This is a genomic window from Streptomyces sp. CA189 (assembly GCF_056428985.1).
The window spans coordinates 17,518-42,079 of record NZ_JBWJVM010000064.1; the positions used below are offsets into that span (position 1 = coordinate 17,518).

26 protein-coding genes are annotated in these 24,562 nt (G+C 71.4%); 13 read left to right on the forward strand and 13 right to left on the reverse strand.

Annotated features, from left to right (window positions below):
- Window positions 1–53: 53 nt before the first annotated feature.
- Window positions 54–1,877, forward strand: coding sequence for an AMP-dependent synthetase/ligase (locus AC061S_RS33335; protein WP_478689608.1), 1,824 nt, complete (start codon window positions 54–56; stop codon window positions 1,875–1,877).
- 55 nt (window positions 1,878–1,932) lie between these two features.
- On the opposite strand, the gene AC061S_RS33340 is transcribed toward AC061S_RS33335, so the two are convergent.
- Window positions 1,933–2,682 (reverse strand): class I SAM-dependent DNA methyltransferase, encoded by a 750-nt coding sequence (locus AC061S_RS33340; protein ID WP_478689609.1) that lies wholly within the window; start codon window positions 2,680–2,682, stop codon window positions 1,933–1,935.
- Window positions 2,683–2,870: 188 nt separating this feature from the next.
- A complete protein-coding gene (locus AC061S_RS33345; protein WP_478689610.1) occupies window positions 2,871–3,785 on the reverse strand; it encodes a hypothetical protein in 915 nt (304 codons plus the stop codon).
- 282 nt (window positions 3,786–4,067) lie between these two features.
- Between AC061S_RS33345 and AC061S_RS33350 the strand changes: the two genes are divergently transcribed.
- The 3 genes from AC061S_RS33350 (at window position 4,068) to AC061S_RS33360 (ending at window position 6,101) form a co-directional block, all read left to right on the forward strand.
- A complete protein-coding gene (locus AC061S_RS33350) occupies window positions 4,068–4,649 on the forward strand; it encodes a hypothetical protein (protein ID WP_478689611.1) in 582 nt (193 codons plus the stop codon).
- A 598-nt stretch (window positions 4,650–5,247) separates the two neighbouring features.
- Window positions 5,248–5,769, forward strand: a complete 522-nt coding sequence (locus AC061S_RS33355) for a DUF6232 family protein (RefSeq protein ID WP_478689612.1) — start codon at window positions 5,248–5,250, stop codon at window positions 5,767–5,769.
- Window positions 5,769–6,101 carry a hypothetical protein gene (locus tag AC061S_RS33360; protein ID WP_478689613.1) on the forward strand — a complete coding sequence of 111 codons (333 nt, stop codon included), beginning with the start codon at window positions 5,769–5,771 and terminating at the stop codon, window positions 6,099–6,101. The genes AC061S_RS33355 and AC061S_RS33360 overlap by 1 nt, the downstream gene beginning before the upstream one ends.
- Window positions 6,102–6,147: 46 nt before the next feature.
- Here AC061S_RS33360 and AC061S_RS33365 read toward each other — a convergent pair whose 3' ends face one another.
- Complete coding sequence (locus tag AC061S_RS33365) at window positions 6,148–6,393, reverse strand: DUF397 domain-containing protein (protein WP_478689614.1); 246 nt, start codon at window positions 6,391–6,393, stop codon at window positions 6,148–6,150.
- Window positions 6,393–7,262, reverse strand: a complete 870-nt coding sequence (locus tag AC061S_RS33370) for a helix-turn-helix domain-containing protein (protein ID WP_478689615.1) — start codon at window positions 7,260–7,262, stop codon at window positions 6,393–6,395. The genes AC061S_RS33365 and AC061S_RS33370 overlap by 1 nt, the downstream gene beginning before the upstream one ends.
- 124 nt (window positions 7,263–7,386) lie before the next feature.
- On the opposite strand from AC061S_RS33370, the gene AC061S_RS33375 reads away from it, so the two are divergent.
- A complete protein-coding gene (locus AC061S_RS33375; RefSeq protein ID WP_478689644.1) occupies window positions 7,387–7,809 on the forward strand; it encodes an ATP-binding protein in 423 nt (140 codons plus the stop codon).
- Window positions 7,810–7,827: 18 nt separating this feature from the next.
- Here AC061S_RS33375 and fxsT read toward each other — a convergent pair whose 3' ends face one another.
- From fxsT to AC061S_RS33390, 3 genes are all read right to left on the reverse strand, one after another.
- The gene (fxsT, locus tag AC061S_RS33380; protein WP_478689616.1) at window positions 7,828–10,356 is read right to left on the reverse strand and encodes an FxSxx-COOH system tetratricopeptide repeat protein; all 2,529 of its coding nucleotides are present in this window, start codon (window positions 10,354–10,356) and stop codon (window positions 7,828–7,830) included.
- A 50-nt stretch (window positions 10,357–10,406) separates the two neighbouring features.
- A complete protein-coding gene (locus AC061S_RS33385) occupies window positions 10,407–10,844 on the reverse strand; it encodes a hypothetical protein (protein ID WP_478689617.1) in 438 nt (145 codons plus the stop codon).
- A 173-nt stretch (window positions 10,845–11,017) separates the two neighbouring features.
- On the reverse strand, window positions 11,018–11,818 hold the full coding sequence (locus AC061S_RS33390) for a thioredoxin domain-containing protein (RefSeq protein ID WP_478689618.1): 801 nt from the start codon (window positions 11,816–11,818) through the stop codon (window positions 11,018–11,020).
- Between the two features lie 291 nt (window positions 11,819–12,109).
- On the opposite strand from AC061S_RS33390, the gene AC061S_RS33395 reads away from it, so the two are divergent.
- Window positions 12,110–13,849 (forward strand): lytic transglycosylase domain-containing protein, encoded by a 1,740-nt coding sequence (locus AC061S_RS33395; RefSeq protein WP_478689619.1) that lies wholly within the window; start codon window positions 12,110–12,112, stop codon window positions 13,847–13,849.
- 96 nt (window positions 13,850–13,945) lie between these two features.
- Here AC061S_RS33395 and AC061S_RS33400 read toward each other — a convergent pair whose 3' ends face one another.
- Window positions 13,946–14,557 (reverse strand): TetR/AcrR family transcriptional regulator, encoded by a 612-nt coding sequence (locus tag AC061S_RS33400; RefSeq protein WP_478689620.1) that lies wholly within the window; start codon window positions 14,555–14,557, stop codon window positions 13,946–13,948.
- 141 nt (window positions 14,558–14,698) lie between these two features.
- Here AC061S_RS33400 and AC061S_RS33405 point away from each other — a divergent pair, with 141 nt between their 5' ends.
- Complete coding sequence (locus AC061S_RS33405) at window positions 14,699–15,502, forward strand: alpha/beta fold hydrolase (protein WP_478689621.1); 804 nt, start codon at window positions 14,699–14,701, stop codon at window positions 15,500–15,502.
- Window positions 15,499–16,116: a dihydrofolate reductase family protein gene (locus tag AC061S_RS33410; RefSeq protein WP_478689622.1), complete on the forward strand. Its 618-nt coding sequence runs from the start codon at window positions 15,499–15,501 to the stop codon at window positions 16,114–16,116. The genes AC061S_RS33405 and AC061S_RS33410 overlap by 4 nt, the downstream gene beginning before the upstream one ends.
- A 119-nt stretch (window positions 16,117–16,235) precedes the next feature.
- Here AC061S_RS33410 and AC061S_RS33415 read toward each other — a convergent pair whose 3' ends face one another.
- On the reverse strand, window positions 16,236–16,442 hold the full coding sequence (locus tag AC061S_RS33415; protein WP_398417652.1) for a cold-shock protein: 207 nt from the start codon (window positions 16,440–16,442) through the stop codon (window positions 16,236–16,238).
- A 237-nt stretch (window positions 16,443–16,679) separates the two neighbouring features.
- Between AC061S_RS33415 and AC061S_RS33420 the strand changes: the two genes are divergently transcribed.
- From AC061S_RS33420 to AC061S_RS33440, 5 genes are all read left to right on the forward strand, one after another.
- On the forward strand, window positions 16,680–17,543 hold the full coding sequence (locus AC061S_RS33420; RefSeq protein WP_478689623.1) for a menaquinone biosynthetic enzyme MqnA/MqnD family protein: 864 nt from the start codon (window positions 16,680–16,682) through the stop codon (window positions 17,541–17,543).
- A 250-nt stretch (window positions 17,544–17,793) separates the two neighbouring features.
- Window positions 17,794–18,615, forward strand: a complete 822-nt coding sequence (locus AC061S_RS33425; protein ID WP_478689624.1) for an MBL fold metallo-hydrolase — start codon at window positions 17,794–17,796, stop codon at window positions 18,613–18,615.
- 153 nt (window positions 18,616–18,768) lie between these two features.
- Entirely contained in the window at window positions 18,769–19,530 is a 762-nt protein-coding gene (locus AC061S_RS33430; RefSeq protein ID WP_478689625.1) for a prepilin peptidase, read from the forward strand.
- Window positions 19,531–19,710: 180 nt separating this feature from the next.
- Window positions 19,711–20,910 carry a cyclic dehypoxanthinyl futalosine synthase gene (gene mqnC / locus AC061S_RS33435; protein ID WP_478689626.1) on the forward strand — a complete coding sequence of 400 codons (1,200 nt, stop codon included), beginning with the start codon at window positions 19,711–19,713 and terminating at the stop codon, window positions 20,908–20,910.
- 7 nt (window positions 20,911–20,917) lie between these two features.
- Window positions 20,918–21,577 (forward strand): imidazolonepropionase-like domain-containing protein, encoded by a 660-nt coding sequence (locus AC061S_RS33440; RefSeq protein ID WP_478689627.1) that lies wholly within the window; start codon window positions 20,918–20,920, stop codon window positions 21,575–21,577.
- On the opposite strand, the gene AC061S_RS33445 is transcribed toward AC061S_RS33440, so the two are convergent.
- The 4 genes from AC061S_RS33445 to AC061S_RS33460 all read right to left on the reverse strand — a co-directional run bounded on the left by AC061S_RS33445 (window position 21,543) and on the right by AC061S_RS33460 (window position 24,335).
- On the reverse strand, window positions 21,543–21,989 hold the full coding sequence (locus tag AC061S_RS33445) for a response regulator transcription factor (protein ID WP_478689628.1): 447 nt from the start codon (window positions 21,987–21,989) through the stop codon (window positions 21,543–21,545). The two genes, AC061S_RS33440 and AC061S_RS33445, sit on opposite strands and share 35 nt — an antisense overlap.
- Entirely contained in the window at window positions 21,986–22,837 is an 852-nt protein-coding gene (locus AC061S_RS33450) for a DUF3152 domain-containing protein (RefSeq protein ID WP_478689629.1), read from the reverse strand. The genes AC061S_RS33445 and AC061S_RS33450 overlap by 4 nt, the downstream gene beginning before the upstream one ends.
- A 78-nt stretch (window positions 22,838–22,915) precedes the next feature.
- Window positions 22,916–23,869 (reverse strand): hypothetical protein, encoded by a 954-nt coding sequence (locus AC061S_RS33455; RefSeq protein ID WP_478689630.1) that lies wholly within the window; start codon window positions 23,867–23,869, stop codon window positions 22,916–22,918.
- Window positions 23,870–23,936: 67 nt separating this feature from the next.
- On the reverse strand, window positions 23,937–24,335 hold the full coding sequence (locus tag AC061S_RS33460; protein WP_478689631.1) for a hypothetical protein: 399 nt from the start codon (window positions 24,333–24,335) through the stop codon (window positions 23,937–23,939).
- Between the last annotated feature and the right edge of the window lie 227 nt (window positions 24,336–24,562).

Here is a 24,562-nt window from a genome sequence, read left to right on the forward strand (position 1 = left end):
CGCCTCCCCGGTGCCTAGCGTCATCGGTACGACCCGAGGGGGAGGCGAGCCCGATGAGCCCGATGGCTGGGAGCGAGACGGACGGATCCGTGCGGCCGCGCACGCTGGCGCTGTTCACGGAATGGACGGGCGAGCGGTACGCGCCCGAGACCGCGCTGCGCCACAAGACCGGGGAGGCCGGCGGCGGGGCCGGGGGCGGGGGCGGGAGCGAGGGCGAGGGCGGGAGCGAGGCCGGCGGCGGGGGCTGGGCCACCGTCTCCTACGGGCAACTGCGCGCCCGCGTACGGGAGTCAGGGCGCGCCCTGCTCGCCCTCGGGGTCGCCCCCGGCGAGCGCGTCGCGGTGCTCGCCGAGACCCGGCCGGAGTGGACGTACACCCACTTCGGGGTCCTGGCCGCGGGAGCCGTCCTCGTGCCGGTGTACCCGACGGCCGGGGAGGAGGAGCTCGCCTGGGTGCTCTCGGACTCCGAGGCCGTGGTGGTCGTCTGCGACGACGCCGCCCAGGCGGCCCGGGTGGAGGCGCTGCGGCCGAAGCTCCCCGCGCTGCGCGCGGTCGTGGCCATGGACGGGCTGCGTGCCCTCCCCGACCTGGCGCCGGAGGCCGAACTCCTGTCCCGCGCCGCGGCGGTGGACCCCGCGGCCGACGCCGCCATCGTCTACACCTCGGGGACCACCGGCCTGCCCAAGGGCTGCCGCCTCACGCACGCCAACCTCGGCGCGATCCAGGACGCCACCCTGCCGCTCGTGAAGGGCGGCCCGGGGGACTCCACGTACCTCTACCTCCCCCTCGCCCACCTGCTGGCCCAGCTGATCCAGTTCACCACCCTCCTGGAGGGCGGGGAGCTGTGCTACTTCGGCGGCCGCATCGAAGACGTCATCGGCGAGCTCGCCGAGGCCCGGCCGACCCATCTGCCGTCCGTGCCGCGCCTGTTCGAGAAACTCCACTCCGTGGTCCTCTCCCTCGCGGAGTCCCAGGCGGGCGGCTCGGACCGCTTCGCCGAGGCGGTCCGCCTCGGGGTCCTGGCCTCCGAGGGGCGCCTGCCGGCCGCGGACCGCGCCGCGTACGAGGCCGCCGACGCATCCCTGTACTCCCTGGTCAGGGGCGCTTTCGGGGGCCGCCTGAAATGGGCGCTGACGGGCGGCGCCCCGATCGCCCCGGCCACCCTCGACTTCCTGCGGGCCTGCGGGATCGCGGTCTTCGAGGGTTACGGCATGACGGAGTCGGGCGGGGTCATCAGCCTCAACCACCCGGACGGGATCCGCTACGGAACGGTGGGCCGCCCGATCGTCGGCTGCGAGGTCCGCATCGCCGAGGACGGGGAGGTGCTGGCCCGGGGCCCGATGATCTTCCCGGGGTACCACGCCAACGACACCGCGACGGCGGAGGCGCTGGACGGGGAGGGCTGGCTGCACACCGGCGACCTGGGCGAGGTCGACCCGGACGGCTACCTCTCCATCACCGGCCGCAAGAAGGAGCTGATCATCACCTCGGCGGGCAAGAACATCACCCCCACCGAGCTGGAGTTCGCCGTCCAGCGCTCCCGCTACGTCTCCCGCGCGGTCATGATCGGCGACCGCCGCCCCCACCCGGTGGCCCTGATCACCCTGGACCCGGAGGAGATCGCCTCCTGGGCGGCCCGCGAGTCGGTGGCCCTGGACCCCGCCGCCCCCGGCGACCACCCCGCCGTACGGGCCCTCGTGGCGGAGGCGGTGGAGGCGGCCAACGCCACGGTCTCCCGCCCGGCCCGCGTCCGCGCCTTCCGGGTCCTGCCGGGGGAGTTCACCGTAGAGGCGGGCACCCTCACCCCGACCCTGAAACTCCGCCGACGGGCGGTGGCGGAGCGGTACGCGACGGAGATCGAGGAGCTGTACGGCTGACCGGTGCTCCTGCATGAAGGCGCGGGGCGGGTGGTGGCGGGCGGTGGCGGGTTCCTCAGGCCGGCTTGCGCCACACGGAGATGTGCTTCGCGGAGTCCTCGGTGAACGGCGCCCCGCCCCAGTCCGCGACGCGACGTTCCCTCTCCAGTCCGGCGATCCGTGCCATCAGGTCGAGCTCCGCCGGCCAGGCGTAGCGGTGCCGGGAGTTGTCGCGGCGGTAATGGCCGTCGCCGTCGCCCTCGCCGTCTCGGGTGAAGTGGTTCGAGACGAGGATCTGCTCGACGAGGTCGAAGGTGTCGAAGCCGAGATGCTGCTCGGAGACGTCGAACGGCACCGCGACCTGGCCGGGCGGCAGGAACCGCAGCGGCGGCACGCCCAGCTCGATGACGAACCGGCCGCCGGGCGCCAGGTGGCGTGCGGCGTTGCGGAAGCACTCGACCTGCTCGTCCTGCGTGAGCAGGTTCGTGATGGTGTTGTAGACGAGATAGACCAGGGCGAACTCGCCGGGAACGACGGTGGTGGCCATGTCCCCGATGGCCACCGGGAGAGTCTCCTCGTCGATCTTGCGCCGCAGCACCGCCGCCATGTGCTCGGACAGTTCGATGCCCACCACCGGCACGCCGCGTTCCCGGAGCGGGACGCCCACGCGTCCGGTCCCGATGGCGAACTCCAGTGCCCGGCCGTCTCCGGCGAGTTCGCAGAGGAAGTCGAGGGTTGGTCCGAGAACGGCGGCCGAGGACGTCTCGGCCTCCTCGGCGTCGTAGCGGTCGGCGGTCGCGCGGGTCCACAGCTCACTGCTCGTCACGGGCGGCCACTCTGCCGGGTACAGAGGGGCGCTGTCGACGCATTTTGACGTGGACGTCGACCGGTGGCTGCGAGGGTCGCACCCCCGTGGCATCCCTCGCAGCCGGTATCCGGACGGGCCGAAGCCCTGGGAGCACCCGGAAGGCCCTCGGAAGGCCCGAGGGCCTTCCGAGGGCAGGACGGTGAGGCTCAGCGCTGCTGCGCCGAGCGGCGGCGGAGCAGGACGAAGCCGGCGGCCCCGAGGACCGCGGAGCCCGCGCCGGCCGCGCTCCACGCGAACGTGTCGTCGGCGGAGTCGGCCACATCGGCGCCGGCCGCCACACCGCCCTTGGGGACCACCGAGGTCTGCGAGCCGCCGTGGGCGGAGACCGCGGGCTTCGGGGTGGCGGAGGGCTTGGGCTGGGTGGAGGGCTTGACGCCGCAGTCCTTGAGGGGCTTGGGGAAGCTGATGCCCAGCCACGGGATCACGCCGTCGGCGACGCGCATCTGGAGGTGCGGCGTCAGCGGGTCGTCACTGGCCTTGATGCGCGCGCCTCCGGCGAGGCCGACGGGGTTGGCCTTGTTGAGCGTGGCCAGCGTCCGGGACCCCTTGGCGTCGATGAGCTTCGCGACCGGGCCCGACGGGCCGTTGGAGAGCTCCAGGCTGACGCCGGCGAAGGGGGTGGCCATGTGGGTCGACACCGTGCAGCCCTGCCGCGTCTCGCTGCCACCCTGCGCGAACCCCCGGGACTCCGGGTTCTTCCACGACTGGACCTGGCCCTTGCTGTTCAGGGTGACCCACATGCCGGCGATCTGCTCGCCGTCCTCCGCCTGCTCGCCCGGACCGCCGACGCTGATGCTGCCGAGCTGGCTGCTGCCCTCGGAGTAGACGTCCAGCCCGTACGAGCCCTTGCCCTTCTTCCACAGGTCCGCCTTGGTGCCGTTGGCCAGGACGAGGTGCTTGACGAGCTCTCCGCCCGGGCCCTGGACCGAAGCGCCGGCCTTGGGCGCATCGGCCGCGAAGGCGGTGCCCGGCGCGAGGAGCGCTCCCGCGAGGGCGGCGGTGGCGACGGCGGAGCGGAGGAGGGTCTGGCGGCGGGTGCGGGTGCGGGCGCTGATCGACATGGGGGACTCCGTGGCGTGGCAGTTGGTGGAAGAAGGAGAGGTCGCAGGGCACCTTCTCTGCCAGTCGGAACTGTCGAGGCTGGGGCGGGGCTGCAAGAAGAAAATTACGGACGGCGTGTAGACGAAGCGTCCGCTCCATGTCACCGGACTGTCACAGCGGTTGGGCCCCGGTGAACCTGCGTTGACCTGCACTTATCGGGCCGTGTGGGCCGCCTCGATGCCCCCTGTGCCAGACTCCCCCCCTGATCACGGGGGCGAACGCCCCCTGGCTTGGGGGGCACTGTGAACAGGACGAAGTGGGCCGCCGTGGCGGCAGCGGCCATCGCGCTCGGAGCCGCGGGCTGCGGGCCGAGCAACGCCGGCACCGGAGGGGCCGCGTCGGCGTCCGCGTCGGCGTCCGCGTCGGCGTCCGCGTCCGCCGCGGCATCGCCCCGCCCCGAGGGCACCGGGCCGCTGACGAGGGAGGCCGTGCGTACGGACCTCGACACCTCGGCGGCGGCCGCGGGTGCGCCGGCGAACGACCCGGATTACGTCCGCATGAGCGAGAACGCTCCGGCCGACTCGGTGACGTCGTGCGCCGTCTCCTTCAAGGGGTTCGGGACCGAGGCCGCGCCGGTCGACCTGGCCCGGTTCGAGGCGACGGTGCGCGAGCTGCGCGAGCGCGACTGGAAGGACGCCGGGAAAGCGGAGCAGCGCAAGGACAAGCGCGGCGAGGTGTACGTCTCCAAGGTGCTCCTGGAGCAGCGCGGCTGGAGGATCGGCGCCGAGTACATGGACACCCCGGACGGCGGCACGATCGGGTTGACGGCCTTCGACAACGCCTGCATGAAGGCGCACGGCAGAGAAGCGGGTCCGGTCGGCTGACCGGCCACCCCACCCGTACGCCTGCGGCGAGCAGTCCCACGTACGTCACGAACAGCCCCGCCACCAGCACGTTGTCGCCGATGTCGGCACCGGTGTTCTCGTACTCGTCCAGCGAGTACAGCTCCCCCTTGTGGTCGCCCTCGGCGAGCATGAAGCCGATGTCCCGGCCGAAGCCGGTGTCCGGGTCGTAGCACGGGGCTTCGAGGCGGGCGTCCCGGTCGGGGTCGCACCGGTAGGCGCCCGCGCGGTCCCGTGCGGCGTACGGGTCGTGCCGGCGCACCTCGCAGCGGCCGTCCGTGTCCTCGTTGAGGACGGTCAGGTCGATCTGGCGCAGCTCGGGAAGCGGGGTTGCCTCGTACAGGCCCGCCGAGAGCCCGATCAAGGCGATTCCCGCCACCAGGACCCACCACCAGGACCACGGTGCTCCGACCACCCCCGCCTCCCGGCCGCAGGGGAACCCGGCATTCCGCCGTGCGGCGTGTCAAGCGGAATCCGGAATGGATCATGACTACGTCGAAATGGTCCAATCCCTACTTGGCCGGTCGGACCCGCCCTACACTTCGTGCCGTCAACGCCAAAAAGAGCCAGGGGGCGCGATATGGCGGGTAGCAATTCGACGGTCCAAGTCCGTGTACAAGAGGGTGTGCTGTGGGTCGACGGTGAGGCTTATCCGTTGCACAACATCTCCCACGTAGGGCAGCGTGTATTGGAGGTGGACAAGGGGGCGGCTTGGCGCAGGTTCATCGGCCGGTCCTTCCTCTGCCTCATCATCGGCGGAATCGCGGCGGCCATCTTCGGGAACGTCGCCGGAGTCATCGCGGTCGCCGTCTTCGGGCTGCTGATCTGGCAGCTCGTGAAGGTGATCAGCAGGCCCCCGGTGTACGGCCTGGTCCTCAACACCTCGGGCATCCAGCGCGAGGCGGTGTGGTCCCTGGACCGCGCCGAGATCGAGAACCTGGTCTTCGAGATCACGAAGGCCATCGGCCGGCCCAACGCCGCCCCGGTGACCATCAACATCAAGGAAGCCGTCATGGGCGACCAGATCAAGCAGTACGGAGCCGGCAGCATCGGCCGGGCCGAGCACAGCGGCTCCGGAGACATCCGGGGAGGTGGTCGGTGATGGCCGGCGACAGCTACACGCAGCACGGCGACGGAAGCATCGGAAACGCCACGCACAGCGGCTCCGGAGACATCGTGGCCGGAGGTAAATACGTCGGCGGAAAGCCGCCGGAAGCCTTGGCGATCGAAAAGCTCCTCGAAGAAGTCCAGGCGATGAGGCAGCACCTGGACGAGGCCGACCGGGCGGAAGTCGACGCGGCGGTGGAAGAACTCCGTGAGAATCCCCCCGAGGCGAGATTCAGGAGAATCCTCGGGACGTTCTCGGGAATTGCGACACTCGTCGGAGAAGCCGGAGTTCCGGTGATCGCGGCGGTCAAGGCCCTGCTGGGCTGACCCGCAAACGGAAGGCGAGGGGGCCACGCGCTGTGGCCCCCTGGTCCTACGCCGTGGCGACCCCGCCGAGGAACGCGGCCCACGCCCCGGGGGCCACCGCGAGCCGGGGTCCGGCCGGGACCTTGGAGTCCCGGATGTGCACGGAGTCGGCGCAGCCGGCGACCTCGACGCACTGGCCGCCTTCGCCGCCGCTGTAGCTCGACTTCCGCCAGTCGAAGGCGACTTCGAGGCACTCGCCGCCCTCGCCGGAGCTGTAACTGCTCTTGAACCAGGCCAGGTCCGTGGTGTTCATTACCGTTCTCCCAGCATCTTCTCGATCAGGGCAAGGGACTCGTGGGGCGTGAGTGCCTGTGCCCGGATGATTCCATAGCGCTCGCTGTAGACCCTCACCTGTTCTGGATCGGTGATGAGGTTCGCGTGACCGTAACTCTCGGTGTAGGCAACCTCGTTACGCCCCTTGTGGCGTAGCAGGGTGAAGGCGCTGTCCAGAGCGGGGTGTTCGTCGCGGTCCAGCGGCATCACCTGGAGCTGGACGGTGCGCAGGCTGCCCACGCTCAGCAGGCGGCGCAACTGAGCACGGTGGACGTCGTTGCCGCCCGTCGGGCGCAGCAGGACGGACTGCTCCAGCACGAAGCTGAAGGTGGGTGCGGGCCACCGTTCCAGGATCACCTGGCGGGCGAGTCGGTCCGCCACGCGTTTTTCGATGGTCTCCTCGTCCAGTACGGGACGGCGGTGCCGGAACAGGGCCCGGGCATAGGCCTCGGTCTGAAGCAGCCCAGGAATCGCCTGCACTCCGTAGTAGTGCAGCGCCACTGCCCTCGACTCCGCGTCCGCGAACTTCCGGAACCAATCCGGATGCCGGGTCCGCGCCCGCTTCAGCGCCTCCTTCACGTCCGGGATGGCCGCGTTCAGGACGCCCCCGGCGCCAAGCGCCCGGTCCATGTTCTCCAGGAAGTCCGGCTGGGGTGTCCGTACGCCCCGCTCGATGGCGGACACCAGGTCCTCTCCCACATGCACGAGCGCGGCGAGCTCTTTCTGCTGCAAGCCCGCCCGTTCCCGCAGCACCTTAATGATTTTGCCGAGCGCCTTGAAGAGGTACGCGGTGCCGTCGACCTCCACCGGTCGCTCCGGCTCCTCTTCGCGCTCCGACAGGTCGTTCATACGCTGAACCGCCCTCGTCCGTACAGGCCGTACACGCAACCACCGCCAGCCCTACGGGGGTTCCCCGTAGCGCCGCCGTTCCTGGAAAGCGTACGGCGGACCGGCCACGCTCGGTGACGTGACGATGGAATTGAGTGACATGGCACCGGCGGAGTTCCGGCAGCTCCTCTCCGCCACCCCGCGCGGGGCCCGGCTCGCCCGGCGGCTGGCCGGGGTGCAGCTCGCGGCCTGGGGGATTCCGCACGGCTGCGCCCTCGCGGAGGACGTGGAGCTGGTGGTCGGGGAGCTGGCGGCGAACGCCGTGCTGCACGGGCGGGTGCCCGGCCGGGACTTCGAGGTGCGGCTCGGCTACGACGGGCTGCGGGTCCGGATCGAGGTGAGCGACGCCCGGGGGGACCGGCTGCCGCCCGAGGCGGAGGCGGCCGTGGACCCCTGGTCGGCGGAGGGCGGGCGCGGGCTGGTGCTCGTACGGGCCCTGGCGCGGGAGTGGGGCGTCGCGCCGAGGGCGCAGGGCGGGCCGGGGAAGACGGTGTGGGCCCGCCTGTGACCGGGGGAGCGGCGGCGGTCATCGCTCGCTGGCCTCCCGGCGCCAGTGGGCGAGATAGGCCCGGGTGGTGAGGGTCTGTGGATGCTCCGGTCCCAGCACGCGCAGGTGGTCCTCCAGCAGCATGGTGAGTGCGGCGGCGGCTCCGGTCGGATCCCCGGCCTCGCCCCGCATGTTGGCGAGGCTGTTCCCGGTGGCGAGGGTGTGGCGGTGGTCCGGTCCCAGCACGCGCAGGTGGTCCTCCAGTAGGGCGGCGATTTCGCCTGTGGCCCCGGTCGGATCCCCGGCCTCGCCCCGCATGTGGGCGAGATTGTTGCGGGTGGCGAGGGTGTTGGGGTGGTCCGGGCCTAGGACCCGCAGGTAGTCCTCCAACAGGGCACGAAACGCGGCAGCGGCCCCGGCCGGATCACCCGCCCTCCCGCGCCGGCTCGCCAAGTTGTTCCGGGTGGCGAGGGTGTCGGGGTGGTCCGGTCCCAGGACTCGCAGGTAGTCCTCCAACAAGGCGCCGAACGAGGCAGCGGCCCCGGTCGCATCTCCAACCTCGCCCCGCATGTGGGCAAGGTTGCTCCGGGTGGCGAGGGTGTCGGGGTGGTCCGGTCCCAGCACGCGCAGGTGGTCTTCCAGCAGGGCTGCGAATGCGGCAGCGGCCCCCGCCGGATCACCGGCGATCCCACGCCAGCTCGCCAAGTTGTTACGGGTGGTGAGGGTGTTGGGGTGGTCCGGGCCTAGGACCCGCAGGTAGTCCTCCAACAGGGCACCGAAGGCGGTAGCGGCCCCGGTCGCATCCCCAGCCTCTCCGAGCCAGAAGGCGAGGTTGTTCCGGGTTATGAGGGTGGCGGCATGGTCCTGGCCCAGGACCTTCGATTGGTCGTCCAACAGGGCACCGAACGAGGCAGCGGCCCCGGTCGCATCCCCCGACCTCCCCTGCAAGGTGGCTAGGTTGGAACGCGTGCTGAGGGTGTTGGGATGGTCGGTACCCAGAACCCTCAGTCGGTCCTCCAGCAGGAGGGCGAATGCCTCCGCTGCCCCAGCGATGTCCCCAGCGTCCCCACGCCAGAGGGCGAGGTTGGACCGGCTGGTGAGAGTGCTGGGGTGGTCCGTGCCCAAGTAGTGGGTGGCGGTGTCCGAGAGGTGCTGGAGGTAGTGGATGGCGGCAGCCACTTGCCCGGACTGCCCGAGGCTTTCCCCCAGGCGGTACAACACCCGGTGGACGGAACGCTGGAGCAGGGCGCCCTCGGCACACGCGATCAGGGCGGTGGTGTTGGCGCGCAGGGCGCTGGCCAGGCCGGTGTCGCGTTCGGTGTCGGGCCAGGCTGCGGCCAGGGTATCTGCCGCAACTCGGGCGAGCAGGTCCCGGTGATCGGGGGAGAGCGGGTCGCGGACGGCCCGTTGGACGATCTGGTGGACGCGTACGGCCTGGTGGGCCTCTTCGGGGGAGTGGTCGATCAGGCTCAGCCGGTGGAGCGCCCGTAGCGCGCCGGTCGCGTCCTCCTCGGTGACCGCGGGGGTTTCCGGGTCGGTGCTGTGGCGGTGCAGGAACGCCCGGTGGGCCGTGAGGTAGCTGAGGGCCGGATCGCCGGTCAGGACCTCGTGCGGGATCCCGTTCGGGTCGAGCATCGCGGCGAGTTGGAGCATGGGTCGGGCCAGGCCCGCCGGGCGGAGCTCGTCCGCACGGTCCACGGACAGGGCCCAGGCGGCGGCCGCGGGAGCCGACTGGTCGTCGGGGAGGCAGCCGGGCTCGGGGAGCAGGTCGGCCAGGTGGCGCGCGCGGTCGGCGAGGCGGGCGCGGTAGCGGGCGACCGTGATGTGGGTGTCGGTGAGGTAGGCGGCGGCCGGGGACAGGGCGAGCGGCAGGTGACCCAGGTCCCGGGCCAGGGCGGCGAGGTTCGCTTCGGGTTCGCGGCGCCCCTGGGCGGCCAGGGCGTGCTCCAGGTGGGCCGTGGCTTCGGCCGGGGTGAACAGGCCCACCGGGACCAGCCGGCCGTGGGTGGCGAGGGCGGCGTCGCGGCGGCGGGTGGTGACCAGGGTCCGGCCGTGTAGATGGGCAGGCGGCCACAGGTCGCGCAGGTCGGCCGGGTCGGCGACGTCGTCCAGGACGATCAGCCACCGGGGCCGCCCGGGCGCGGGTTCGAGCCAGGCCAGGAACGCCTTCGCGGCCCGCTCCGGGTCGGCGGGGTCCGCGTGCAGGACGTCGGCGGCGGCCTGGGCGTAGGCGTCGATGACGGCCTGGCGGGTGGCGGCGGTGACCCACACCAGCAGGTCGACCTGCCCGTCGGCCCAGGCGTGGCGGGCATGGTCGGCCGCGAGCTGGGTCTTGCCCACCCCGCCCATCCCGGCCAGGACTTGGCAGACCACGGCCGTACCCCCGCCCTCCACGGCGGAGCGCAGGCGGTGCACCTCGGCCCGGTCCTGGAACGAACCGGCCCGGCGGGGGATCACCCCGACCTGGTGCGGCCAGGAGACGGCAGGCCGGGGAGCGGGAGCGGCCTGGTAGGTGACGTGGTCGACGCGGTACGCCGCCAGGCTGCCCTGCCCGGCCTGGACCCGCACACTGCCGACGGGCGGTGTGCCGTCGGGAGGGCTTGAGAACGCCGGTCCGGTCAGCCCCGGGACGGATCCGGCACGGGAGGGGGGCCGATGTGCGCGCCTCCGTGCAGCACGGCCGCCGCGATCGATCCGCCCTCGGCCGTCACGGTGACGTCCCGCCCGGCGGCGACTCCGCCGGCTCCGGCGGCGACCCCGCGGGCCGCCGCGGTGTCCTCCAGCAGGGCGCGCAGCTCGGCGGCGGCCTGCTCCCGCTCCGTGTCGTCGGCCAGGCCTTCCAAGAGATCCTCGATGCGGGTCTGCCACGCCCTCGCCTGAAGGCTCCGTTCCTGTTCCCGTTCCTGCTCCGAGCCGCCGCCGGCCGCGAGTTCGGCCGCGGTGCGGTCCAAGCGCTCCAGTTGCACGCGCTCCCGCCCGCCGTCGCCGCGCCCGAACCACTGCGCGACCCGGTCGCGCAGCTCCGTCCAGGCGTCCGTCGTCGCGGCCTGCACCACTGCGGTGCCCCCAACCGCGGCCAACGCCGCCAACGATTCCGCCAGCACCCCGCCCACCCCCGTGCTCCCCGGGTCCGCCGTGCTCCCCGGATCCCTCGTACGCGGCCCCCGACGAGCCCCTGACGAACGTACTTCCGCGCGGCGGTGCGCACGGAGCTTTCGCCCAAGACGGGTTACTTCAGGTTGTCGGCGATCAGCTTCTTGAACTCGTCCGGGGTGATCGAGTCGATCCCCTTGCCGGAGTTCACCGTGAGCTTGGTGCCGTCGATGGAGACGTCCGGAGTGCCCTTCATGTCCTGGTCGTAGAAGGCCTGGCCGACCTTTTCGACCCACGGCATGTAGGTGAGTTCCTTGACCGCCTTGTTGAAGGCGGGCGTCCGCAGGCCCGGGACCTGCTCCGCGAGGTCCAGCAGGGTGGCCGTGGAGCCGAACTTGTCGTCGGATTCCTTCTCCGGGTGGTTCTTGTAGAGCACCTGGAGGTACTCCATGAACTTCTCCGGGCTCTCGTTCACCGCGGCGCCCAGCGCGTTGACCGCCCGCTTGGAGCCCTTGCCGCCGCCCAGCGCCTTGTCCAGGAACGTGGCGAAGTGGTACTCGACGCGGTACGTGCCCGCGTCCGCCTGCTCCTTGATGGTCTTCCCGAGGCCGATCTCCACGCCCGCGCAGTAGGGGCAGCGCGGGTCGAGCCAGACGGAGAGGACGTTCTTCGCGTCGGCCTTGCCGTACGGGATGACGATCCCGTCCTTGCCGGTGGTGTTGGCCGGCTGGACGAAGGGCTTGCCGGCGGCCTCGTCGCCGGAGTCCGAGGAGTTCGCCGCGTACACGCCGATGCCGACCGCGAGGGCCAGTACGGCGACCAGCGCGCCGCCGATCAGCACGCGCCCGCGCAGCTTCTCGCGCCGGGCCCGGGCCTCGCGCTCCTCGCGCATCCGGTCGCGGGCCTCGCGCCGCTGGTCCTTCTTGCTGCTTGCCATTCCCCAAGGGTAAAGATCGTAGAGCGGTCAAGTAGGTGCCATTGGTGCGAATCGGGCAGAGGCGTAAGTCCTTTGTCCGTTTCGGGACAAGGTCCCGTGAAGGTCAGGCGAAGGGTGGGACACATCTCCCGGGGCGGCGGCGAGTCGCGTGCGAAGAACTGATAGACACTTAACCTCCACGGCCCGATCGGCCGTCCGCACGAAGGTGTTCGGGGCGTGCGGAGCGTTATACGACTTTTTACGTTTTACGGGGGCCTGGATCGGCCGCCGCTCTGGGGGGATCGCCGCACTGTGAAGCCACTTCACCGTCACCTCGTCAACACCTCGCGCAAAGTCATGTGCACGGCCGCCCTCGCGGCCAGCCTGACCACTGCCGCGGTCGTGACCAACACACCGATCGCGGGCGCAGGAGAAGCCGAGCCGACCCCCGACAGCCCCCAGGCCGCCGATCGCGGTGACGCCCGGCTGGACCTCCCGGACCTGGTCGCCGACCCGCCGCCGGCGCCCCCCGGCGCCGCCAGCCCCGACGGGGCCACCGCCGGCATACCCGCGACCGCCCTCGACGCCTACAAGCGTGCCGAGATCTCGGTGGCCGCCGCGCTCCCCGGCTGCCGCCTCCCCTGGCAACTGCTCGCGGGCATAGGCAGGGTGGAGTCCGTGCACGCCTCGGGCTACGGGCTGAAGGCGGACGGGTACACCGAGAAGCCGATCCGCGGGCCGCGCCTGGACGGCAACGGCTTCGCCGAGATCAGGGACACCGACAAGGGCGAGTGGGACGCGGACGCCGAGTACGACCGCGCGATCGGCCCGATGCAGTTCATCCCCTCCACCTGGTCGACCTGGGGCGCCGACGGCAACGCCGACGGCAAGCGCGACCCGAACAACATCTACGACGCGGCGCTGGGTGCGGGCCTCTACCTCTGCGCGGGGCAGCGCAACCTCTCCGACGCGGGCGACCTCGACAAGGCGGTCCTCAGCTACAACAGGTCGCGCGAGTACGTGAACACGGTGCTCGGCTACATGCGGCAGTACCAGGCCGGCCAGGGCGCGACCCCGGTGCCGAACCCGCCGCCGGGCAACTACCCGACGCCGAACCCGCCGTACCTGCCGACGCCTACCCCCGTGCCGACGCCGACTCCCACCCCGACGCCCACGCCGACCCCGACCCCGACGCCGACTCCCACGCCGACGCCGACCCCCACGCCGACCCCCACCCCGACGCCGACGCCCACCCCGACCCTGGACAAGCTGGTCCGGATCGGCACGGCCGAGCTCACGGCCGAGGCCGGGACCCAGTTCCCGCACACTCCGCTCATCAAGGCGGTGCTGACCGACGGCATGCCGGCCGTCGACCAGGTGATCGTGATCTCGGTCGACGACGACACCACCGGCCGCACCGTCTTCGCGGCCGACGGCAAGGACTTCGCGGTCCTGCGCACCGACGCCAAGGGCCTGGTCAGGGTTCCGCAGCTGAAGGCGGGCAGCAAGGCGGGCGCCTTCACCCTGCGCGCCACGGGCTACGCCGCCTCGGTCGAGGTCTCCGTGAGCATCGCGGGCAAGGTCACCCCGGCCAAGCCGGTACCCGTCCCGGAGGCGGACGAGCTGGTCCGCAGCGACGCGAACGCCGGCAAGCCGCTCACCGCGGAGGCCGGGACCGGGATCAAGGGCGTGCAGTTCCTGGCGACGGCGAAGGACAAGCCGGTCGCCGGGGCCAAGGCCACGGCCGGGCTCGGCGCGAAGGACGCGGACGGGAAGTGGGTCCCCGCGGACCCGGCCAAGGCGGGGGAGACCCCGTACTTCCTGGACAAGGACGGCAAGAAGCTGACGGAGCTGGCGCTCCCGGCGACCGCCGTGGACGGCAGGATCGCCCTGCCGGAGCTGTCCACCACGGGTGTCGCCGCGGGCACGTACACGCTCCGCGTGCGGATCTCGGACCAGGTGGTCCTCTTCCTGGACATCACCGTCACCGCGGCCGAGCCGCCGGTCACCGAGCCCCCGGTCACCGAGCCTCCCGTCACCGAGGTCCCGTGACGGAGCCGCCGGTGACCGGGCAGCCGACCCGGCAGAGCTAGTACCGCTCGACACGCAGGTCCAGGACCCCCGGGAACGATCCCGGGGGTCCTGGCCTCATGCCCGGTAGGCGCCGAGGAACGCGCGGATGCCGCCGGCGGCGTAGCGGTCGAGGTCGGCATCGGTGTGCTGGGCGCTGCCGTGGAACATGGCCCGGTTCACCGGGATCCACAGCAGCAGGCCGGCGAAGTGGTGGGCGGCCAGCACGGGGTCGTCGGTCTTGAGCAGCCCTTCGTCGGCGAGCCGCCCGAAGGTGGCCGCCAGGGTCGCCAGGACCCGCTCGAAGCCCTGCTCGTACCAGGCGGCGCCCACCTCGGGAAACGTGTCGGCGTTGGCGATGATCAGGCGTCGCAGCTGGATCACCTGGGGCTGGGTGAGGGCCTCCAGGAACCGCCGGGCGAGACGGGTCAGGTTCTCTTCCAGGCCCTCGGCGTCGGCGGGTACGCCGGCCACCAGGTCGACCATGCCGTCGATGCGGTCGGTGGTGGCCAGGACGATCTCGGCGAACAGCTTCTCCTTGTCCGCGAAGTGCTTGTAGACGGTCTGCTTGGACACCGCGGCCAGCTTCGCGATGTCGTCCATGCTCGTCCCGGAGTACCCCTTTTCCAGGAAGACGCTGGTCGCGGCCTCCAGGATCGCCTCGTGCTTGCGCGCTGAACGGCTGTCCATCACCGACATCCTCTCGATCCGTCTCGTGTCTCCCAGAACAGTACTGGACTGATCAGTACTCATGTGAGTACTGTACGGTCTAGTTCCAGAGCGCAGGGCGTTCGGCCCCGCGTACCGCGCAGACATTTGGAGTGGTTTCCCATGGACAAGGTGTTCTCCGCAGACGGCACGGCCATCGCCTACGAGCAGCAGGGCTCGGGACCGGCCGTGATCCTCGTAGGCGGCGCTTTCATGACGCGCGGTGATTCCGCCGCACTCGCCGCGCTGCTGGCCGACCACTGCACCGTGATCACCTACGACCGCCGGGGTCGCGGCGACAGCGGGGACGGTGCGGCGTACGAGGTCCAGCGCGAGATCGAGGACCTGGACGCGCTGATCGGGCAGGCGGGCGGCGAGGCCATGCTGTTCGGGATGTCCTCCGGTGCCGTGCTGGCCCTGGAGGCCGTGGCCCGGGGCAGCGCCGTCTCGCGGCTGGCCGTGTACGAACCGCCCTTCATCACCGACGACAGCCGCCCGCCGCTGCCGGCCGACTACGTCGCCCACCTGACGGAGCTCGTGCGGCGGGGGGCGTACGGCGACGCGGTTGCCTACTTCATGACCGCGGCCGTGGGCATGCCCGCCGAGGCCGTCGCCGGAATGCGCCAGGCCCCCTTCTGGGCCGGCATGGAGGCCACCGCCCGCACCCTGCCCTACGACGGGCAGGTCATGGGCGACACCATGTCCGGCCGCCCGCTGCCCGCCGACCGCTGGCGGTCCGTGACCGTGCCCGTCCTCGTCGGCAGCGGGGACGCGGGCGCACCGCACATGCTGGACGGCGCTCGCGAGCTCGCCGCACTGGCCGACAACTTCGCCCTGCACGTCTTCCCCGGCCAGGAGCACACCATCGACCCGCAGCTCCTCGCCCCCGTCCTGACCGGCTTCTTCACCGCCGGGGTGCAGGCGTGAGCAAGGTTTTCGCCAGCCTGGGCATGTCCCTGGACGGCTTCATCGCAGGCCTCGGCTCCTCTCCCGACAACCCGCTAGGCGACGGCGGCATGCGCATCCACGCATGGGTCTTCGGCGTCGAAAGCTGGCGGGAGCGCCAGAGCATCAAGGGCGGGGAGGCCAATCAGGACGACGCCATCGTCCAGGAGAACTTCTCCCGCGCGGGCGCCTACGTCATGGGGCGGCAGATGTTCGCCGAAGGAGAGGCCGGCTGGCCGGACCCGCCGCCCTTCCGCGCCCCCGTCTTCGTCCTCACCCACACCCCGCGCGAACCGTGGGTGCGGCAGGGCGGCACCACCTTCACCTTCGTGACCGAGGGCATCGACAGCGCGCTGGCCCGGGCCCGCGAGGCCGCGGGGGGCAAGGACGTGCAGGTCTCCGGCGGTGCGGACGTCGTACGGCAGTACCTCGGCGCCGGGCTGCTGGACGAACTCCAGATCCACCTCGCCCCGATCGTGCTCGGCTCGGGCGTCCGGCTCTTCGACGGGGTCTCACCCGGTCTCGGCCTCGTGCCCACGCGGGTGGTCGACTCCCCGCAGGTCACGCACCTCACGTACCGGATCACCTCGTCCTAGGGCGTGGCGTGCCGATCAGGCCGGGGCAAAAGGCAGGAGCCCCGTCGACTCTGCTCGCGCAGAGAAGACAGGGCTCCTTGGGTACTGCATATCCAACCGCGATTGGTTGGCCCAGGCGACTAGTTCGCCGGGGTGACGTTCTCCGCCTGCGGGCCCTTCGGACCCTGCGTGACGTCGAAGTTCACCAGCTGGTTCTCCTCAAGGGAGCGGAAGCCGGCGGCGTTGATCGCGGAGTAGTGGACGAAGACATCCGGGCCGCCGCCGTCCTGGGCGATGAAGCCGAAGCCCTTTTCAGCGTTGAACCACTTGACGGTTCCGGTAGCCATGAGCCCTCCTATGGGCCAAAGGGTCGCCCTGCTCCAGAACCTGCTAAGAAGTCTGAAAACTACAAAAGCCTGCGGGTCACATTCTCCGCAGGCCTCGTACTGCAAGGGAAACCAAACTGCAACTTGCGTCGAGCCTAGCACGCACCCTGCGGCCGAGACCAGAGGGAAAGATCACGTCACTCGGACGTTTGAGACCCGCCAGACGGCTGACGGAGACATGGGGGCTAGTCTCGCGATGTGGACGCCTACCGCAGCCGGCCCCGTGTCGGCCACATTCAGTTCCTGAACTGCCTGCCCCTCTACTGGGGGCTGGCCAGAACCGGCACGCTGCTGGACCTGGAGCTGACCAAGGACACCCCGGAGAAGCTCAGCGCGAGCCTCGTCCAGGGCGGCCTGGACATCGGTCCCATCACCCTCGTGGAGTTCCTCCGCAACGCGGACGAGCTCGTCGCCTTCCCCGACCTCGCGGTCGGCTGCGACGGCCCCGTCATGTCCTGCGTGATCGTCTCGCAGGTCCCCCTGGACCGGCTCGACGGCGCCCGCGTCGCCCTGGGATCCACCTCACGAACGTCCGTACGCCTGGCCCAGCTGCTGCTCGCGGAGAAGTACGGGGTGCGGCCCGACTACTACACCTGCCCGCCTGACCTGGGCCTGATGATGCAGGAGGCGGACGCGGCGGTGCTGATCGGCGACGCCGCGCTGCGGGCCTCGCTGCACGACGCGCCCCGGCTCGGGCTCGCCGTCCACGACCTGGGGGCGATGTGGAAGGAGTGGACCGGACTGCCGTTCGTCTTCGCCGTCTGGGCCGCCCGCAAGGAGTACCTGGAGCGTGAGCCGGAGGTCGTGAGGAAGGTCCACGAGGCCTTCCTCGCCTCCCGGGACGTGTCCCTGGAGGAGGTCGGCAAGGTGGCCGAGCAGGCGGCCCGCTGGGAGGCCTTCGACGCGGAACTGCTGGAGCGCTACTTCACGACGCTCGACTTCCGCTTCGGCCCCGACCAACTGGCCGGCGTACGCGAATTCGCGCGGCGGACGGGACTGACGACGGGCTATGCGCCCGACGTGAACGTGGAGCTCCTGCCGGTGGGCGTGCCGGGTCATTAGCGCGGCTTATGCCGGAATTCGCCTTTCCAGGCTTTCCGTAGAGCGGAAAAGCCGGGAAAGGTGAATGCCCGCTGTTCACCGGGAATGCGTTTCCCTTTCACCGTCCCTTTCACCGTCTCCTTCGCCGTCCCCTTCGCCGTCCCCGCGCGGGCGTGCGGGCGGGGACGCCCGGGGACACGATGAAGGGGGCAGGGGGAAGCCCCGGGGACGTCGCGAGCGTGCTCACCCAGGGGGCCGCGGGAGCTTCGCCATGACCACACGCACGATCGGCCGGGACATCACGGTCCTCGGGGACGCCCTCGAAGTGCCCGGCGTCGGTTTCATCCCGGTCAACGCCTTCGTCCTGCAGGCCCGGGAGCCCGTGGTCGTCGACACCGGCCTCGGCCTGCCCGACCGGGACTTCCTGAAGACCCTGTCCGAGGCCATCGACCCCGCCGACGTGCGGTGGATCTGGCTGACGCACCCGGACCGGGACCACACCGGCGGGATCTTCGCCCTGCTGGAGGCGGCCCCCGGGGCCCGCGTGGTGACCACGTTCCTCGGCGCGGGCGAGATGACCACGGAACGGCCGCTGCCGATGGACCGGGTCTACTTCCTTAATCCCGGCCAACGGCTCGACGTGGGCGACCGCTCGCTCACCGCCTTCCGGCCGCCCCTCTTCGACAACCCGGCGACCGTGGGCTTCTACGACGACCGGTCGCGGGCCTGCTTCAGCTCCGACTGCTTCGGCTCGCCCCTCCCGGACGGAGACCTCGCGGCCGGCGGCGACGCCGGGGCGGTCGGGCCCGAGGACCTGCGGGCCGGGCAGCTGTTCTGGGCTTCTGTGGACAGCCCCTGGGCGGCCGTCGCCGACCGGGAGAAGTTCCTCGCCACGGTCCAGCCGATCAAGGACATGGATCCCGAGCTCGTGCTCTCCACCCACCTGCCGCCGGCCGCCGGGATCGGGCTCATCGCCCGGATGATCGAGACGGTGGGCCTAGCCCCGGGCCTCGACCCCTTCGTGGGCCCGGACCAGCAGGCTCTGGAACGGATGCTGGCCGGGTTCGAGCCCATGGGCGCGGCCGGTTCCTGAGGGGTGCCCGGTGGCGTATCCACAGTCCTTGAGGGCGCCCGTGGCCGCTGCTAGCGTGCGTCGCCAGGTCACGGGGTGCGGGGCGGGGGCGTGGGATGAGGAACCGGGAACGGGCGGCCGCTCCGGGCCGCCGAGCAGCGGTGGCGGGCTGACGTGGGCATCACGCTGTTCGTGGCCGGGATCACGCTCTGGGGCGCGGCGACGGGACTCCTCCTGCCCCGGGCCGCCTACCGCCTCTCCGTCGAGGCGGGCCTGCCCCGGCGCTCGGCCTGCCCGGCCGGCCACCCGCTGACCGGCCCCGCCGGAGGCTGGCTGGGCCGTGCGGTGTGCCCCGGGTGCGGGCCCGCGGGCCGGTGGCGCGGTGGCTACGCGCCCGCCGCCGGGGCCGTGCTGGCCACCACCCTCGTCTGTCTCGCCCTCGGGGCCGGAGTCGGGGCGCGGCCCGAGCTGGCCGCCTGGCTGCTGCTGGCGCCGATCACCGTCCTGCTCTGCTTCGTCGACCAGGCCGTGCACCGGCTGCCCGACGTACTGACCCTGCCGCTGGCCGCCACCACCGCGGCCGCGCTCGGAGTGGCCGCCCTGTTCACGGGTACCGGCGGATCCTGGACGCGCGCGCTGCTGGGGGGAGTCGTCCTCGGGTCCGTGTACCTCGTCCTCCATGTGATCTACCCGCCCGGCATGGGATTCGGCGACGTCACCCTGGCCCTGACCGTGGGGCAGGTCCTGGGCTGGTACGGGTGGTTCGAGCTGATCGCGGGCACCTTCGCCGCGTTCGCCGCGGCCACCGTGCACGGGTACGCCCGGCTCGCCCTGCGCCGGGCGGAGCGCGGGAGCCCGATCGCCTTCGGCCCGTTCATGGCCGGCGGCGCCCTCGCGGGCGTGATCTACGCGGGCCTGGGTCTGGGGGTTCAGTGAGCCGGTTCGCGGGCGGGTTCCCGGGGCGTGTCCGGGACCCGGGCTCTTCGGGACATTCCGCAGGGGGCCAGACCGGGAGCCGGAGGGGCTGGCGTAGGCTGGATCGGTCCGGAGCCTTGACACAGCCGAACGCCGGGCGAACGACCCCGCCGAACGACCCAGCCGAAAGGTGACGCACCGGTGACCGACCAGGCCGCTCTCCAGTCAGTCCTCGACCGAGCCGCCGCCGGGGGCCGGATCACCCAGGAAGAGGCGCTCGACCTCTACCGCCACGCGCCGCTGCACGCGCTGGGCCAGGCCGCCGACGCGGCCCGCCGGCTGCGCTACGCCGGTACGGAGCACATCGCGACGTACATCATCGAGCGCAACATCAACTACACCAACGTGTGCGTGACGGCGTGCAAGTTCTGCGCCTTCTACGCGGCCCCCAAGGACGCGAAGAAGGGCTGGTCCCGCGACCTCGACGACATCCTGCGCCGCTGCGCGGAGACCGTCGAGCTGGGCGGCACGCAGATCATGTTCCAGGGCGGCCACCACCCGGACTACGGCGTCGAGTACTACGAGCACCACTTCTCCGCCATCAAGAAGGACTTCCCGCAGCTGGTCATCCACTCCCTCGGCGCGTCCGAGGTCGAGCACATGGCCCGGATCTCCAAGGTGTCGGCGGAGGAGGCCATCCAGCGCATCCACGCCGCGGGTCTCGACTCCTTCGCGGGCGCCGGCGCCGAGCTGCTCCCGGCGCGGCCGCGCAAGGCGATCGCCCCGCTCAAGGAGTCCGGCGAGCGCTGGCTGGAGATCATGGAGATCGCCCACAAGCTGGGCGTGGAGTCCACCTCCACCATGCTCATGGGCACCGGCGAGACCAACGCCGAGCGCATCGAGCACATCGCGATGATCCGCGAGACGCAGGACCGCACGGGCGGCTTCCGCGCCTTCATCCCGTACACCTACCAGCCCGAGAACAACCACCTCAAGGGCCGGACCCAGGCGACGGTCTTCGAGTACCTGCGCATGATCGCCATCGCGCGGCTCTTCCTCGACAACATCGCCCACATCCAGGGCTCCTGGCTGACGGTCGGCAAGGAGGCGGGCCAGCTCTCCCTGCACTACGGCGCCGACGACCTCGGTTCGATCATGCTGGAGGAGAACGTGGTCTCCTCGGCCGGTGCCAAGCACCGCTCCAACCGCATGGAGATCATCGACCTCATCCGCAAGGCGGGCCGCGTCCCGGCGCAGCGCGCCACGACGTACGAGCACCTCCTCGTGCACGAGGACCCGGCGAACGACCCGGTCGACGACCGCGTGGTCTCGCACATCTCCTCGACCGCCATCGAGGGCGGCACGGCCCACCCCGAGCTGAAGCTCATCTCCTCGAACTGACGCGCCCGTGCTGACGATCCACACCGCCGAACTCCTCGTCACCGGTCCCACCGGGACCGGTGCCGGAGCCGCGCCGCTGCCCGGCGGCGCGGTCCTGGTCGAGGGGGACCGCATCGCCCGGGTGGGCCCGTACGAGGAGCTCGCCGCGGCCTATCCGCACGCCCGCGCCCGCAGTTGGCCGGGGGTGCTGACCCCGGGGCTGCTGGTGCGCGGCGGCGACGAGTTGCTGGAGCGCACGTACTACCCGGACGACCCGTACGAGATCACCGAGCTCGGGGGCGAACCGATCAGCGGCGCCGCGGCGCTGGCGGACCTGAAGATGACCGAGCCGCGCTGGGGCAACAGCGCGCGGCGCGGCACGCAGAAGCTGCTCGCCCGCGGGGTGGTCGCGGTGGCCGGCCGCTTCACCAGCCCGGCCGTCCGGACGGCGGTGGTCCGCTCCGGGCTCACCGTCGTTCCGCCCGCGCCCTACGCGGGTCCGGCCTCCCTGGACCCGCTCGCCGGCCGGACCGCGGCCGAGGAGGCCTTCCACGGAGTCCTGGAGCCGGGCGCCCCGGCGCGGTTCGCGGTCTTCGCGGTGTCCGGTCCGGCGGAGCTGCTGGTGGAGGGCCCGACGAGCTGTGTGGCCACGGTCATCGGCGGCAGGCTGCTCCACCGTCGTCGCTGAGCTCCGCGGAGTCGGTCTGGGCGAGCGCGGACAGGAGACAGATCTGGAGGCGGCTGAGCCCGCCGAGCTTCTCGCGGATATTGGACACGTGGAATTTCACGGTGCCGACGGACAGGCTGAGCTTCTCCGCGAGCTCCGAGTTGCTCGCGCCCGTGCATAAATTCATGAATACGACCGACTCTTGGCGCGTGAGCTGAATTTCCCCTTGTGGTCCGGACTCGGCTCCGCACTCCGGCCCGGCCGCTGGTCCGGACTCGAAGCGGCTGGGCAGACTGATGCTCATGCCGTTGTCGATTTCCATGATCCCCCCCCGAGATGTTTCGATCGATTTTTCATTGTAACTGCGGGGCCAGAGGGGGGAATGGCGGGTTTCGGTCAGAACTGTGACGATCCGGTGGGGGCGGTCGATCAAGGGACGAGAGGACCTCTCACGTAATTCCCGCGCGCGTCGAACGGCCAGGCGTTGGGCCGGCAGCCCAGCAGCCCCTTGAGCTGCTGCATCATCGCCGGCGCGGGCAGCCCCGGGCCGGGGCAGGTCTCGTGGCCGCGGCCCAGCTCGTGGCCCACCTCGTGGTTGACGATCAGTGCCCGGTACTCGGCCGCGGTCCCGTCGAACTGGGGCGAACCGAGCTGCCAGCGCCGCAGGTTGACGATCACCTGGTGTCCGCTGCGGCAGTTCGTCTCCCCCTTCAGCTCCGGGGTCACCACCTGGCAGAGCCGGTCCGTGGTGGCCGGGGTGGCGATGCGCACCGTGAACTCCACCGGGCCGGACGCGGTCAGCCGGAACGCGTACCGCGGGTCGCGGGTCCAGCCGCGCGGGTCGCCGAGTACGGCGTCCACCGCGCGGGCGGCCTCGTCCGGATCGACGCCGGAGCCGTCCTCGGCCTCGACCCGGTAGCGCCGTACCGGGCCGGAACCGTGGCGGGGGCCCGAGACGGCGGAGGCCCGGAAGGTGCCGGGCCCGGTCTCCGGGACGGCCGGGGGGTTCGGGGCGGGCGTCGGCGAAGGCGGGGGCTCGGGCGTGGGCGTGGGCGGGGGCGCCGGTATGGACGGGGATATGGGCGGGGGTTCGAGCGCGGTCGTCTGCCCGGACGGCGGCGGCCGCGGGGCGGAGAGGTCCGGGCGGGGCGCGTCGGGCTGGGGCAGGAGCCCCGCCACGGCCGCCGCGACGGCCGCCCCCGAGCAGAGCGCGAGCGGCAGCACCAGCCGTGCGGGCCGGCGGCGGGCGGAACGGCGGTGGGCGGAACGGTGTTTCGTCATGTCAGAGCCGAGTCGGGTCGGGTCGCGCGGCGCCGAGTCGTGCCGCGTGGCGTCGAAGCGTTGTGCGGGCGTCGTGGATCAGGTGGAGGTGAGCTGGGCGGCGAGTCGCATCCGCTCTTCCAGTTGTGTCTTGGCCAGGGCCAGTACTTCGGCATTCTGCTCGATCAGCCGCTTCTGGTACGCGACTTCGACCGTGAACCAGATGCCCACCAGATTGGTGCGCTGTTTGCAGGCCACGTCCTGCTGGGCTGCGGTGACCGCCTGCGGAGAACCGAGGGTGGCGTCGTTGAATCCCAGCTCGGGGCTCACCGGGTTGTCGGTCTGATAGCCCTTTTCCGCCATGCACGCGGACCATTCCTTGATCGCCTTTCCGACCCGGCTGTCCTGCCGGGAACGTCCGTAGGCGTCGAATCCGAAGTTCTGCGGGACCATGATGTCCACGGAGTTCTTCACCGGTGCGTAGAGCTTGAGGAACGATTCCCGCATGCAGCCGCCCGACGGAACCTTCTTTCCGTCGACCGTGAGGGAGCCCAGCCCCGATTTCTCGGATTCCTCCTGGCTCATGGGGATGGGCTTCGCGGGATCGACCTGCTCCTCGCCGTTCAGGAAGAGCTTCTCGTTCGGTCCGAGCTGCTTGGGCGCGGGCTTGGGCGGACGGTTCTCCAGCACCGGGTTGTTGTAGCCGTAGCGCGTGGCGACCGAGGCGTCGGACAGCCCGTAGCGCCTGCTCTCGTCGCGCGGCTGCGCCACGGACCCGGCGCGCGGGGACTCGTACCGGAACCCGTAGCGCTGCATGCACTGGTCGACCAGCCTGTCCTGGGCCTTCGCCAGCTGGGAGTTCTGCTCCCCGGTCGGTACGTACGCGTCGAGCGGGAAGCGGAGGTCGGCGCTGGCCGGCAGGGTCGGAACGGCGCCGGTCGAGGGCTCCTCCGCGTCCGGGCCGCCGCCCGGGTCCGAGCCGCCGCACCCCGCCAGGGCCAGGGGCAACAAGGCGACGCCGAGGGGTCGCAACAGGCGGCGGGAGAAGGGCATGAGGGCTCCGGTGGGAGATGAGACGATGTGGGCGCGCGGATGAAGACGCGGCAGCGGTGAAGAGGTGTCAGCGGACCCAGTACGCCGAGGAGATGGCGTTCTTGAAGGTGGCACTGGCGTTGCCCGCGTAGCCCGCGGGGATCGTCCCGTGGGAGCCGCCGCGGTTCCAGTTGGTGTAGACGTCCCAGGTGAACGAGTCCAGATTGCGGTAGGACTCCGTGTAGTCGTTGGTGGTGTGACCCGCGCAGGACTGCGAGCCCTTGAAGTAGTCGTTGGCGAAGTTGACGTCGTCGAGGACGAGGTCGAACACCGAGTTGCCCTGGTTCTGGAAGCAGAAGAGACCGAACTCGCCGGACGTGATCCAGCCGTCCTTCTCGGCGGCGGTGGCCGAGCCGAGCGAGAGGCCTACGGCGGACAGGGCGAGAGCTGCTGTGACGGCGGCGCGCATGACGATGCGAGAACGCATATCTGTGCCTTTCCGTGAAGAGCGTGGGAAGCGTGGGTACCGGGGTCGGGTGCCTGCAGACACCGGACCGGCAGATGCTCGGGCCCAGCGGACCGGCCTGAAGTCAACGGGGTCCCGGCCACCCGGACAACTAGCCTTCGGGCCAGTTACGTCTGGGGTGGGTGGCTCCTACGGTGTAGGCGGAGGCGCCCTGTGCCGTACGGCGCCCGCTCCGGAGCCGGCTCGCG

What these genes read in the sequence shown, in the direction of transcription:
- AC061S_RS33365 (WP_478689614.1), bottom strand. Translation starts at nt 6,393, where the DNA reads ATGAACACCACGGACCTGGCCTGGTTCAAGAGCAGTTACAGCTCCGGC.
- AC061S_RS33450 (WP_478689629.1), bottom strand. Translation starts at nt 22,837, where the DNA reads ATGACGAAACACCGTTCCGCCCACCGCCGTTCCGCCCGCCGCCGGCCC.
- AC061S_RS33370 (WP_478689615.1), bottom strand. Translation starts at nt 7,262, where the DNA reads ATGAACGACCTGTCGGAGCGCGAAGAGGAGCCGGAGCGACCGGTGGAG.
- AC061S_RS33355 (WP_478689612.1), top strand. Translation starts at nt 5,248, where the DNA reads ATGGCGGGTAGCAATTCGACGGTCCAAGTCCGTGTACAAGAGGGTGTG.
- AC061S_RS33375 (WP_478689644.1), top strand. Translation starts at nt 7,387, where the DNA reads ATGGAATTGAGTGACATGGCACCGGCGGAGTTCCGGCAGCTCCTCTCC.
- AC061S_RS33390 (WP_478689618.1), bottom strand. Translation starts at nt 11,818, where the DNA reads ATGGCAAGCAGCAAGAAGGACCAGCGGCGCGAGGCCCGCGACCGGATG.
- AC061S_RS33455 (WP_478689630.1), bottom strand. Translation starts at nt 23,869, where the DNA reads ATGCCCTTCTCCCGCCGCCTGTTGCGACCCCTCGGCGTCGCCTTGTTG.
- AC061S_RS33405 (WP_478689621.1), top strand. Translation starts at nt 14,699, where the DNA reads ATGGACAAGGTGTTCTCCGCAGACGGCACGGCCATCGCCTACGAGCAG.
- AC061S_RS33425 (WP_478689624.1), top strand. Translation starts at nt 17,794, where the DNA reads ATGACCACACGCACGATCGGCCGGGACATCACGGTCCTCGGGGACGCC.
- AC061S_RS33460 (WP_478689631.1), bottom strand. Translation starts at nt 24,335, where the DNA reads ATGCGTTCTCGCATCGTCATGCGCGCCGCCGTCACAGCAGCTCTCGCC.
- AC061S_RS33335 (WP_478689608.1), top strand. Translation starts at nt 54, where the DNA reads ATGAGCCCGATGGCTGGGAGCGAGACGGACGGATCCGTGCGGCCGCGC.
- AC061S_RS33345 (WP_478689610.1), bottom strand. Translation starts at nt 3,785, where the DNA reads ATGTCGATCAGCGCCCGCACCCGCACCCGCCGCCAGACCCTCCTCCGC.
- AC061S_RS33415 (WP_398417652.1), bottom strand. Translation starts at nt 16,442, where the DNA reads ATGGCTACCGGAACCGTCAAGTGGTTCAACGCTGAAAAGGGCTTCGGC.
- AC061S_RS33400 (WP_478689620.1), bottom strand. Translation starts at nt 14,557, where the DNA reads ATGGACAGCCGTTCAGCGCGCAAGCACGAGGCGATCCTGGAGGCCGCG.
- AC061S_RS33360 (WP_478689613.1), top strand. Translation starts at nt 5,769, where the DNA reads ATGGCCGGCGACAGCTACACGCAGCACGGCGACGGAAGCATCGGAAAC.